The organism is Nostoc sp. NMS4, from assembly GCF_017115095.1.
Classification (GTDB): Bacteria; Cyanobacteriota; Cyanobacteriia; order Cyanobacteriales; family Nostocaceae; genus Nostoc.
Map to the genome: position 1 here is coordinate 44,730 of NZ_JABXKI010000180.1, position 12,498 is coordinate 57,227.

General features: G+C 44.8%; 9 protein-coding genes. 4 read left to right on the forward strand and 5 right to left on the reverse strand.

Going from position 1 to position 12,498, the window contains the following annotated elements; all coding sequences use genetic code 11:
- Positions 1 to 62: 62 nt before the first annotated feature.
- Positions 63 to 701 (forward strand): peroxiredoxin, encoded by a 639-nt coding sequence (locus tag HWQ37_RS15555; RefSeq protein WP_094348143.1) that lies wholly within the window; start codon positions 63 to 65, stop codon positions 699 to 701.
- A 154-nt stretch (positions 702 to 855) separates the two neighbouring features.
- On the opposite strand, the gene HWQ37_RS15560 is transcribed toward HWQ37_RS15555, so the two are convergent.
- The 3 genes from HWQ37_RS15560 to HWQ37_RS15570 form a co-directional block, all read right to left on the reverse strand.
- Positions 856 to 1,965: an LLM class flavin-dependent oxidoreductase gene (locus tag HWQ37_RS15560; RefSeq protein ID WP_292748511.1), complete on the reverse strand. Its 1,110-nt coding sequence runs from the start codon at positions 1,963 to 1,965 to the stop codon at positions 856 to 858.
- A gap of 36 nt (positions 1,966 to 2,001) precedes the next feature.
- On the reverse strand, positions 2,002 to 3,075 hold the full coding sequence (locus HWQ37_RS15565; RefSeq protein ID WP_292748512.1) for an aliphatic sulfonate ABC transporter substrate-binding protein: 1,074 nt from the start codon (positions 3,073 to 3,075) through the stop codon (positions 2,002 to 2,004).
- 78 nt (positions 3,076 to 3,153) lie between these two features.
- Positions 3,154 to 4,500 (reverse strand): LLM class flavin-dependent oxidoreductase, encoded by a 1,347-nt coding sequence (locus HWQ37_RS15570; protein ID WP_292748513.1) that lies wholly within the window; start codon positions 4,498 to 4,500, stop codon positions 3,154 to 3,156.
- 515 nt (positions 4,501 to 5,015) lie between these two features.
- On the opposite strand from HWQ37_RS15570, the gene HWQ37_RS15575 reads away from it, so the two are divergent.
- Positions 5,016 to 6,767 (forward strand): FAD-dependent oxidoreductase, encoded by a 1,752-nt coding sequence (locus HWQ37_RS15575; RefSeq protein WP_292748514.1) that lies wholly within the window; start codon positions 5,016 to 5,018, stop codon positions 6,765 to 6,767.
- A gap of 13 nt (positions 6,768 to 6,780) precedes the next feature.
- A complete protein-coding gene (locus HWQ37_RS15580; protein WP_292748515.1) occupies positions 6,781 to 7,122 on the forward strand; it encodes a 4Fe-4S binding protein in 342 nt (113 codons plus the stop codon).
- A gap of 337 nt (positions 7,123 to 7,459) precedes the next feature.
- Here the strand turns inward: HWQ37_RS15580 and HWQ37_RS15585 are convergent, their stop codons facing one another.
- Positions 7,460 to 9,451 (reverse strand): ABC1 kinase family protein, encoded by a 1,992-nt coding sequence (locus HWQ37_RS15585; RefSeq protein ID WP_292748516.1) that lies wholly within the window; start codon positions 9,449 to 9,451, stop codon positions 7,460 to 7,462.
- A gap of 272 nt (positions 9,452 to 9,723) precedes the next feature.
- Between HWQ37_RS15585 and recN the strand changes: the two genes are divergently transcribed.
- Entirely contained in the window at positions 9,724 to 11,472 is a 1,749-nt protein-coding gene (gene recN, locus HWQ37_RS15590; RefSeq protein ID WP_292748523.1) for a DNA repair protein RecN, read from the forward strand.
- Between the two features lie 23 nt (positions 11,473 to 11,495).
- On the opposite strand, the gene HWQ37_RS15595 is transcribed toward recN, so the two are convergent.
- Positions 11,496 to 12,170, reverse strand: coding sequence for a hypothetical protein (locus HWQ37_RS15595; RefSeq protein WP_292748517.1), 675 nt, complete (start codon positions 12,168 to 12,170; stop codon positions 11,496 to 11,498).
- Positions 12,171 to 12,498 lie beyond the last annotated feature (328 nt).

The window sequence follows — 12,498 nt, forward strand, 5'->3', positions numbered from 1 at the left end:
GGGTTTTATGTCATGATGGAATACTAGAATATACATGCCTTTCTAACTACAGGGAATCTCACATGGCTCTCCGTCTAGGTGACACAGTACCCAACTTTACGCAAGCCTCAACACACGGCGACATCGACTTTTATCAATGGGCAGGTGACAGCTGGGTTGTGCTGTTCTCTCACCCTGCTGATTTTACACCTGTTTGCACAACAGAACTCGGCACAGTTGCCAAGCTCAAACCAGAATTTGACAAACGCAATGTCAAAGCGATCGCACTCAGCGTTGATGATGTAGAATCTCACAAAGGCTGGGTGGGAGACATTGAAGAAACTCAAAGCACCACCCTTAACTACCCAATTTTGGCGGATGCGGATCGCAAGGTTGCTGACCTTTACGACATGATCCACCCCAATGCTAATGCGGCTGTGACAGTGCGATCGGTTTTTGTAATTGACCCCAATAAAAAACTCCGTCTCTCTTTCACCTATCCTCCCAGCACGGGACGCAACTTTGATGAACTTTTGCGGGTGATTGATTCTCTGCAATTGACTGATAATTACAGTGTGGCGACACCAGCTGACTGGAAAGATGGAGAAGATGTTGTAATTGTCCCCTCACTCAAAGATCCAGAAGTACTAAAACAGAAATTCCCCAAAGGTTATGAGGAAATCAAACCTTATCTGCGGATGACTCCTCAGCCTAACAAGTAAATCTGAAAATGATTTCGGATGAAAAAGCAAAGGCGCAAAATTATATCTTTGCGTCTTTGTTTATACTTCCTACTAGCTTAGAGTTCCACTAAATTGAGAAATCCTTGCCTACACTTGTTCAAACCTAATCATCAAGAAGTAGTGGACAGGTAGATTAAGCTACCGTTACTGTTTGTCGTTCTTGTTGTTGCACTTGTTGACGTACCAAAGGAATCACATCTCGACCGTAGGCGATCGCATCTTCCACTGGGTCAAAACCGCGAATCAATAGTGTTGTCACTCCAGCTTTGTAGTAATCAAATAATGACTCTGCAACCTGTTCAGGAGTCCCTACCAAAGCAGTAGTATTACCACGAGCGCCAGTAGCAGCTGCGATCGGTGTCCATAAACGTTTATCATGAATTTCGCTTTCCTTGGCAAAATCCAACAACCGCAATGAACCAACAGCTTCAGGTCCCAAAGAAGCACCAGGAGATAATTGAACACCCGCCTTAGCACGGGTTTCATTGATCCGTGAGAGAATATAATGCGCCTTTTCCCATGCTTTTGCTTCTGTTTCGCCCAAAATCGGACGCAAGGAAACACTAAACTTTAAATCTTTTCCCGGCGGTGCTGCGGCTTTCACCTCTGCGATCCGTTGTTTAATAGCAGCTATGGGTTCTCCCCAAAACGCATATACATTACTGTGCTTTGCCCCTACACCCACAGCAGCGCCAGAAGCACCACCGAAATATATCGGAATATGTGGTTGCTGTAAGGGTTTAACTTCTGAAAATGCTTGTTTGAGTTGGTAAAACTCCCCTTCATAATCGAAGGGTTCTTCACTCGTCCAAACTCGCCGCACAACATCAAGATATTCATCAGTACGGCGATAGCGAGTATCATGATCGAGCCAATCACCATCGCGTTGTTGTTCAATATCGCTCCCACCAGTAATGATATGTACTGCAACACGACCATTAGAAAAGTGATCTAATGTTGCTAATTTGCGGGCGGCTAAAGTGGGAGCCACAAAACCCGGTCTATGTGCAAGTAAAAACTTGAGTCGTTCTGTTGCAGCAGCCACATAACTGACTACATTAAAGCCATCCGGCCCTGTCGAACTATAACCAACTAGCACTCGATCAAAGCCACCATCTTCATGGACTTTTGCAAATTTGCGGAGATAAGCTAAGTCTATAGTTCCCCCCGTAATCGATACGGTAGGGCTATGTAATTCCGAGGCTTCTCGCGTCCCAATCATCCCAATAAATTCCACAGACATATTTTGCTCCAAATCTTTGTTATTTAAGTTTTTTTGTTACCTAGCTGTGGTTCTTCCCAAGGGACACACTGCCGTGGCAATATCTACTCGTTGCGGAATAATTTTTTGCTCTAGTAACCAGTCAGCTGTTTTCTGAAGATTGGCGGTATCTTCAGCATTAGGAAATACGTAAGACTCTAGTCCTCGATTTTTAGTCACTTGCTTGGCTACAGCATCAGAGACTTTTAGCTCTTTAACTAGAAAATCTGATGCAGCATTAGTATGTTGATTTAACCATTCACCATCCTGACTCAAAGCAGTGAGAGCAGCTTTCACGGCTACCGGATTTTCTTTAGCTGCATCAGTACGAACAACCATAATGCCGTAGGTAGGAGCAGGGTGTGTAGTGGTAATTCTGCGTGCCTGATGCTCTAATTCTGCAATGGAAATATAAGGTTCCCAAACCGCCCACGCATCAACAGAACCTTGATATAGAGCAGGTGCAGCATCATTCGGTGATAAATAAACTCGCTGGACTTTATCTGAAGGAATATTTTCTTTTTCCAAAACTTTTAATAACAGATATTCGCCCGCGCCACCTTGATTGACTGCAACTTTTTTACCTACTAAATCAGTAGGTTTACGAATAGCAGAATCACCACGAACTAAGATGGCATTACTCAAAGAATCTGGACTAGGACGCTGTATAGAACCAATACAAAGAGGTTGCCCCGCAGCAATTCCAGAGATGGAAGGAATATCACCACAGCCGCCAATATCTGCCCGATTACCATTGAGAACATTTAAAAGCGTAGCGCAACGGTCAAATGGCCCACTCCATTCAACTTTAATATTTTTCGTCGCTAACTGACGCTCTAGCTCACCTCGTTGACGCGCAATGGGAATAACCCCGCCTTTTTGGTAGCCCAAGCGAATCACATTGTTTTTCTCTGTAGTTTTGGTAGTGAGAGTTTTTGAAGAGGAATCTGAATTAGCTGCGGCATTGATAGCTGTTTGTTGACTGCAACTAGAAACTATCAAACCAAGAAAAGACGTTGCGATCGCCACATTTTTACTGGCAGAACATTTTTGCTTATATTGAAAGCGGCGCTCTTTTAAATAATTCACCACAATTGAATCCTTGATATCAATTTTGAGGAGTTTAAGCAGCCATATCTATAGATGATATTATTCGCTTTGCCAAGACCATTAGCTGACAGAAGCGGTTGCGGTCTGAAAGAAGCGGTTAGCGGGGCGTGCCAGTCCCAGATTTTCGCGTAGGGTCTTGCCCTCATAGTCGTGGCGGAAAATCCCACGCCGTTGGAGTTCTGGCACAACCTTGTCTACAAAGTCATTCAGCCCTTCAGGAAGAAAAGGGAACATGATGTTGAAGCCATCAGACCCTTCCTCTGTTAGCCATTGCTCCATCTCATCAGCGATCGTTTGGGGTGTGCCGACGAAGGCCAGTCCGCCGTAACTGCCAATGCGTTGTGCCAGTTGTCGAATAGTCAAGTTCTCACGTTGCGCTAAGGCTATTACTCTTTCTCGTGAAGAGTGACCAGCGTTATTCGGTGGGATTTCTGGCAAGGGGCCATCGGGATCAAAACCCGAAACATCGTAGCCAATAGCACTATTGAGGCTGGCGATTCCACTGTCATAATGTACTAGGCTGTCCAAATGAAGACGCTTGGCGTATGCCTCGGCGACGGTTTCGCCCACGATGACTAAAGCACCTGGAAGGATTTTTATGCTGTCTGGGTCACGTCCGATCGCCCGCGCCCGTCCCTTAATGTCTGCAAATAAAGCTTTGCCAGCTTCCAGATTACTAGCAGGTGCAAACACAGCCTCGGCGGTTTCGGCGGCTAATTGCCGTCCGGCTTCGGAAGCTCCTGCCTGAACGATTACCGGCCAGCCTTGGACAGGTCTGGCGATGTTCAATGGCCCTCGCACCGAGAGATATTTTTCCTGATGATTTAGAACGTGAAGCTTTGCAGGGTCGAAATAAATCCCTGCTTTCACGTCCCGAATAAACGCATCGTCAGCAAAGGAATCCCAAAGACCCGTGACAACATCATAAAATTCTCTAGCCCGCCGATAGCGTTCATCATGTTCTACCTCCTCTTCTAATCCAAAGTTGAGTGCTGCGTCTGGATTGGCTGTGGTGACGATGTTCCAGCCAGCGCGACCGTCACTAATATGGTCGAGAGATGCGAAACGGCGAGCGATGTGGTAAGGCTGGTCATAAGTCGTGGAAGCGGTGGCTACCAGTCCGATATGTTCGGTAACGCTGGCGAGGGCAGAAAGCAGGGTGAAAGGTTCAAAGGATGTGACAGTATGGCTGCGCTTGAGCGCGTTGATTGGCATATTCAGCACCGCTAAGTGATCGGCCATGAAGAATGCGTCAAACTTGCCCTGCTCTAGTTTCTGGATGAATTGTTTCAGCGCTGGAAAGTTGAAATTAGCATCAGGCAAAGCCCCAGGATAGCGCCAAGCGCCTGTATGTATGCTTACCGGGCGCATGAATGCACCTAGTTTTAATTGCTTTGATCTGCTCATTAGCCCTCCGTATCATGTTTAGAATAATTTTGAGTTCTTCTTTTTCGGTGCTTTGTTGAGTTTCACTTCGTTACGGGACGCTATGGGAACCTTCAACCCAACCTACAATTATCCTTAACTGAACTGTATTGGTATAGCAAAGTGCTGAGTGTGAACGAATGGCACTAAAACTTTATTTTTGCACCTACCTAAAAAAATATACGGTAAACCAGTAGATTTATAGTAGTATACTATGAGATTTGCATAGGTGAGGATAAAAAACAAGAGTTCAACGGATCGGAAATTAACTTGTAATACTTAATATTCGATAAGCTAACAATTAGATTATCATGTTAATTGTAATTTGCCGTACACTCTTTGTAATTATGCAAACTCTCTCTACTGGATAATTTAGTCAGACAAATCAGCGATCGCTCTTGTATAGCTACCGCTAAGGCAATTTTATAGACATCATTGGCGAAGACGGCATTGATGATGAATTGCCAGCAAAACCTGGTGTTTAAAGGTTATGGAAAATGCAGACGGGTGGATTTTTGTCTGTAGAAGCCGCTCACAGTGGCAAAGAAATATGTGACTGCCAAAAAGGAGAAAAGGAATTGCTAACAGAAAATGAACTACAACTATTTGCTGATGTGCTGGTAATTGGTGGTGGCCCTGCCGCAGCCTGGGCAGCATGGGCAGCCGCATCCCAAGGAGTCAAAGTTATCATTGTTGATAAAGGTTTTCTCGGTACAAGTGGTGCTGCTGCTGCTAGTGGTAACGGCATCATGGCTCCTTCTCCAGAGAATTGGGACAAAGTTTTATCGGAGCGTTATCGCATAGGAAAAAACCTCGCAAACTCACGTTGGATCGAGCGTGTGATCGAAAAAACTTGGCTCAGTTTGCCCTTAGTAGAAGATTGGGGCTATCGTTTCCCCAAAGAAAATGGTGAATCGGTGCGCCAGAGTTATTATGGGCCTGAATATATGCGGGTACTTCGCAAAAACCTCTTGCGTGTTGGCGTGCAAATTTTCGACCAAAGTCCGGCTCTAGAGCTTTTATTGGCTGACGATGGCTCAGTAGCTGGGGCAAGAGGTGTGCAGAGGCAACATCATCGTACCTATACTGTTCGTGCGGGTGCAGTAGTCTTGGCAAATGGCGGTTGTGCATTCTTGAGTAAAGCATTAGGGTGCAATACTAATACCGGTGATGGGCTGCTGATGGCTGTGGAAGCTGGTGGCGAACTCTCTAGTATGGAAGCTTCCAATCACTATGCAATTTCGACCGCTTTTAATGCCACAGTAACGCGGGGTGTTCCTTTTGGCTGGGCTAGTTACACCGATGAAGCAGGTAACGATCTTGGTGGCTATGTTGATGGTCGTCGCGATCCATCGTTCCTTCCCAATGCCCTGCTGAAAGGCTCCGTTTATGCTCGTTTGGATAAAGCCACACCTGAAGTTAAAGCAGTAATTGAAAAGTCTCATTTCATCGCTTTTCTACCCTATAAAAAAGCTGACATTGATCCCTATACAGAACGAGTGCCTGTAACACTTGTTTTAGAAGGTACAGTCCGTGGTACAGGTGGAATCCGTTTGACCGATGATAGTTGTGGTACAAAGGTTCCTGGCCTCTACGCCGCCGGTGATGCTGCATCGCGGGAGTTTTTAGCCGGGTTAGCTTCTGGAGGTGGTGGCCCCAATGCTGCCTGGGCAATCTCCACAGGGCAATGGGCTGGAGTTGGGGCAGCTATCTTTGCCAAAAGTTTGGGCGCTCAAGCAAATGAACGGGTTGCGCGTCCGACCGGTCAAGTGGGATTGCGATCGCCTAATTTGGGGAGTAGCCCATCGCCTTCACCAACTTCTGAAACATTCGATAGTGAGGCGATCGTGCGCGGTGTACAAGCGCAGATGTTCCCGTTGGAGAAGAACTACTTGCGTTCAGAGCAGGGACTTCTGGATTCCCTCGCCAAATTAGAAACCCTGTGGCAGCAAGTACAAGGGAACCCAAAACAAGATACAGTACGCGATGTGGAATTTTCTCGTCGAGCGGCGGCTTTGACGGCTGTAGCGCGATGGGCATATTTTAGCGCCTTACACCGCACGGAAACCCGCAGCGAACATATTCGTCTGGACTATCCCGAAACCGATCCAAATCAGCGTTATTACCAAGCAACTGGTGGCTTAGAAAGACTTTGGGTGAGACGTGATTGGATAACAGAACCGCAAAGCGTCTACGCTACACCACCAGCACTAACCACTCAAACCACACCCTCTGTATCAAAGTTGTAGTAGGAGCAGTATTATGATCGAGCTTGTCAGCCATAAACTCTGTATCAATTGCAATCTGTGCGTCCAAGTATGTCCTACTAATGTCTTTGACTACGTACCCAACCAACCACCCGCGATCGCTCGACAAGAAGACTGTCAAACTTGTTTTATGTGTGAAGCGTATTGTCCTGCGGATGCGCTCTATGTTGCGCCCCAATCTCATACTAATGTTGCAGTCAATGAGGATGATTTAATTGAAAGTGGCATCATGGGTGAATATCGTCGCATCTTGGGTTGGGGATATGGCAGAAAAAATAATAGTGAATTAGATACTGCTCATCAACTACGCCAACTGCCGCGCCCCTATCAAAGTTAAGTTTAGTAAGGTTGAGTCGATGGGGATTAGTCCCCATACCTCCCTACCTCTTAGTAAAGCTTTGCATAAAATCGTGGCGAATTGAGGGTTGAAATTTAAACGCATAGCCGCTTCTCTACGTTCGCGCAGCGTGTCGAAGACAGACGCTACGCGTAGCTTGCTTCCCCGGAGGGCTACGCCTTCCCGTAGGGTAGGGGCGCAGAGGCACGCAAAGAATTGGCTACGAATTAATGAAATGTTGTACTTACTAGTGGTCTGTCCCATTAATTTTGCTGGGTTAAGAAAACGAACCGCAAAGGACGCAAAGAGCGCAAAGTTAAGAGGTAAAGAAGTGGTACTAAGATGCCAATAATTGCCGAATTAATCTGGCTACAGCTTTTTGCGTGAAGCGATTGGCAATTTGTTGACCTAAACGTTGTACATCTGAATTTACCAGTAACTGGGCAATTTGAGATGCCAGTTGCATTGGGTCAAAACCTCTTGTTTCTTGAAGAATACCTAATATACGTTTGATATGCTCTAAGGTTTGTTGTTGTTCAACTGTGGCAGCTGGAGTTTTATTCACTGCTGTCAATCCTACCCGTTCTCGTAACAAGGAGGTAAAGTTATGCAAAACATTTTTACCTAAAGCATCGAGTCCGTTAACAGATTCATCTACTAGCTTGTCACGAATAAAAGCGCCGCGTTCAGATGACAGAAATTCTATCCCTTGATTCAGCACTAAATTAAAGTCGTAGTCTTGACTGTTACGCGCATTTTTTAACAAGTTTTCTAAGCGATTCCAGCGAAATCTACCATCTTTAAATAATAAATCTTGCAATGATGCTCTTAATTGCGGTGCTGGATCGGTTAACAGGCGTTTAGAAACGTAGGGATAAGCTTCACTGAGAACTTTAAAATTGGGATCTATGTATATTGCAATACCTTCGAGTGTGACGAGGGAGCGAATAATTAAAGCGTAGTAGGGCGGTACACGGAAAGGATATTCATACATCAAAGCCGATAGTTCATCGGTGATGCTTTTAATATTAAGATCGGCAACACTAGCTCCTTCGGCATCAGCAAAGACTCTGGCAAAAGCTGGGATAATTGGTGTTAAATCAGTTTCTGGTGATAAGAAATCTAATTTAACGTAGTCTTTTGCTAATCCTTCAAAGTCGCGGTTGACGACGTGGACGATCGCTTCTATCAATCCATAACGCTGTGGTGGCTTAATCTCGCTCATCATCCCAAAGTCGAGATAAGCTAATTTGCCATCTGGGGTTGCTAACAAATTACCAGGGTGGGGATCGGCGTGGAAAAATCCATGTTCTAGCAACTGGCGGAGGGAACACTGCACACCCACTTCAATTAGGTAACGAGCATCTATACCTTGGGCGCTAATTTCTTCTGTCTGGGTTAATTTGGTGCCGTTAATCCACTCCATCGTCAAGACGCGACGGTTGGTGTATTCCCAGTAAATTTTCGGTACGTATACGTCTTTAATATGACCATATAACTCGAAAAATCGTTCGGCATTTTCGCCCTCGTGAATGTAGTCCATCTCTTCAAAGATGCGATCGCCTAATTCATCGAGAATCCCAACTAAGTCACTTCTTACCCGTTTTACCTTTTTCTGCACCCAAGCTGCAAGATTACGCAAGATATACAAGTCAATGGTGATTCCCTCTCTTAAGTCGGGGCGTTGAACTTTCACAGCGACTTCTTCACCAGTTTTTAGCTTACCTTTATAGACTTGCCCCAATGAAGCCGCAGCAATCGGCTGGGCTGAGAGTTCGGCATAAACCTCTTCTGGAGGTGCGCCTAGTTCTTCTTTGATAAACTGGTAAGCAATTTCGTTGGGAAAAGGCGGTAATTGGTCTTGTAACTTAGTTAATTCTTCTAGGTATACGGGAGGAACTAGATCGGGTCTGGTGGATAAAGCTTGTCCAATTTTGATGTAAGCAGGCCCCAACCGGGTCAGCAATACTCGTAACTGAGTGGCTCGGCGGCGGTCATTTTTGACTACAATCCCCCGTTTACTATCCGACCACAATCCAAAAGCAAAGGATAGAGTCGGCCCCAATACGGCAAAAATCCGTCTTACAACTTGCAGTGGTCTGTTTTGGTAATACGCTGCTATGCCCACGGGATCGTAAAGCGTCTCAGGTTGGGCATTTGCCTTCACCTTTTGGGCTGCTAAGAGTCTTGGTGAGCGTACAACTAAACTTGATGTACCATCTTCTGGCACTACATCAATAACATCCAGTTCGTCGCTTCGGCGATTTGTGCCGTTGCGACTGTCCTCCTGAATCGGTCGGGAACTAGGGGGAAGTGTCTTAACAATCATGAAGAAGGCCACCAGTCAGAACGATCACATTAAGTATTGTAACAATATGTTTAGAAATTGGGAATTGGACAATTCAATTTTGGATTTTAGATTTGGGATTAAATTTCAATCTAAAATCTAAAATCTAAAATTCTTCCTCCCCAGTAGTTTGCTACACTTAAACGGGCATACTAGTTCAATAGTAGTAGGTATTGCTAGTTGCTCAAATATCATACTTATTGTCTTGTAAGTTAAAAGTATTTGGCATCTGCCCTCATGGAGAATTTGGCTTGATGTTGCTTTGTCTGCGAATTGAAAACTTTGCCCTCATTGACCAACTAGAATTAGAATTTGGCGCGGGACTAAATGTGTTGACAGGTGAAACCGGCGCTGGAAAATCGATTATCTTGGATGCGATTGATGCTGCTTTGGGCGGTAAAGTCTCCAGTCGAGTCATTCGCACGGGGACAAGTCGGGCGATGGTAGAAGCTACTTTCACCTCAAACGCCCCTCTAGCTGCTTGGTTGACTGAACAAGAAATAGATTTGCTTGATGAAAATTCTGTAGTCATTAGCCGAGAAATCACAGCTACAGCTAGTAATATTCGCAGTCGATCGCGGGTGAATGGGGTGTTGGTAAATCGGCAGATCATGGGAGGAATGCGCGATCGCTTGGTGGAAATTACTGCCCAAGGTCAAACTGTACAGGTTGGACAATCTGCTCAAGTTCGGGACTGGTTAGATTTGTATGGCGGCGACTCTCTGATGCAGCAGCGCCATAAAGTTGCCACAAGCTTTAGTAGTTATCAACAGGCGCATTTAGCACTAGAAAAACGCCGGACATCAGAACGGGAACGGTTGCAACAACTCGACTTACTTGCTTATCAAGTACAAGAATTGGGAGCTGCTAATCTCAGTGAACCTAATGAATTAGAACAATTGGGACAAGAACGGGAACGCCTGAATCATGTCGTCGATTTGCAACAAATGAGTTACAAAGTTTATCAGGCTTTGTATCAAAACGATAATGAAACTCCCGCCGCAGGTGATTTATTGGGAGACAGTGAGGCGACATTAAATGACATGGTGGAATATGATACCCAACTACAACATTTGTTGGAATTGGTGCGAGACGCGCAAGCTGCGGTGATGGAAGTGGGAAGGCAGATTAATGCCTATGGGGATGGTTTGGAAGCTGATCCACAACGGTTGGAAGAGGTGGAAGAACGAATTCAGGAATTAAAGCAAATTTGTCGTAAGTATGGGCCGACACTTACAGAAGCGATCGCTTATTACCAACGCATTCAAGGGGAATTAGCCCAACTCAACGACACCGAACAATCTATTGAAAATCTGGAACAGCAAGAAAAGGCGTGTTTTGAGAAACTCACCCAAGCAAGTAATCAGTTAACTCAATTGCGGAGTAAGGCGGCTGCTAATTTAGAATCACGTTTGATAGCTGAACTCAAGCCCCTAGCGATGGAAAAGGTAAAGTTTTTGGTTGAAATCTTACCAGCTTTCCCAACTGCGATGGGAGCAGATAAAATTACCTTTACATTTAGTTCCAACCCCGGAGAACCACTGCAACCTTTAACAGAAGTTGCCTCCGGTGGGGAAATGAGCCGTTTTTTACTGGCTTTAAAAGCTTGTTTTTCTCAGGTTGACGTGGCTGGAACAATGGTGTTTGATGAAATTGATGTTGGGGTTTCGGGAAGGGTCGCCCAAGCGATCGCAGAAAAATTATACCAGCTAAGTCAACGCAACCAAGTATTATGTGTTACCCATCAACCTTTAGTTGCGGCAATGGCGGATCGGCATTTTCGCGTAGATAAGCAAACTATTAATCAAGGCAAGGGTAAAAAAGCCAATGATGACAATGGCGAACAGCGTACAGTTGTCAGAGTTACTACCTTGGATAATTTAAACACCCGTCGGGAAGAACTAGCGCAGTTAGCTGGTGGCAAATCTGCAACTGATGCGATCGCTTTTGCAGAGTCTCTATTATTACAAGCTGCTAACCACCGTCGCGGGGAGCATACTTGACCAAATAATTACGAATTACAAATTTAGGCTGCCAATTCAGAAAGGCGTAAACCAGCAATATTCTCGCAGGAAAAAGTTTCTCTACCCGTCCATTTGCGGCAGATTAGCTCTATAATTTGCCCTGCCCAGTTGCGGAAAAACCATTGGCACAATGAATCATCTTCTTGAGGAGTTATAGACAGAGGAATAAAGCCTTTCTTTTGCCATATTTCTGCTGCTGTATAGATATCATCAACAAGAATGGCAACGTGATGGACAGTATTAAAACCTTGCTCCTGGAATAAGCTAGCAATCTGTTCATCTGGTGCGTTAGGCGCAAGGAGTACCAAAATCATGCCTGACGGCATTAAAGCTGAGAGAAAGTACATACTTGCATCTTCGGGCAATAGGTTTTGCTCAGGACAAAAATCATCAGGCCATTTTCCTGGGCCTTCGGTGATTTTGGCATCATAGTTGATCAGAGTTTTAGCATAGTCTGTAAGAGTTTCTGAATCAGGAAACAACAGTACATAGTGATCTACGATAACTCGTTCATCAAATAGATGTATGCAAAAGGATGAGCTTAAAAATTCTGGAGTCTTGTACCCATCTTTATAGAAGAGTAATCCATCACTTTCCACAAAAGGCGACTCCTTATTAATTGAAGTCTCGGCTAAGTTAAAACCGTTTCTAGGCTCTGCTGGAAGGTTATTGTTCATAATATTCACCTAGAAAAACAATCTATAGTATTTATCCGAAATTGAGACTAAGAAACAGGGCTTATATTTACCATTATACTAAGATTGCTTTGAGCCAATCTAAACCATCTACGATGCGCTTGTGGTAACTACTAATACCAATTCTCAAACTTGCACCAAATAATTCTTAACTTATTTCTTCTTTTTTTTCTCTATGAGAGGCATCTCTTAGCTTGCTTCTGTGCAAGAGTAAGCGTCATTTTCTACGTTCGCGTAGCGTGTCACATACAGGTGCTGCACTTAGCAGGTAACGAGCAGCTTTGTTACCTTGCAACTCCAAGTAGTTTTT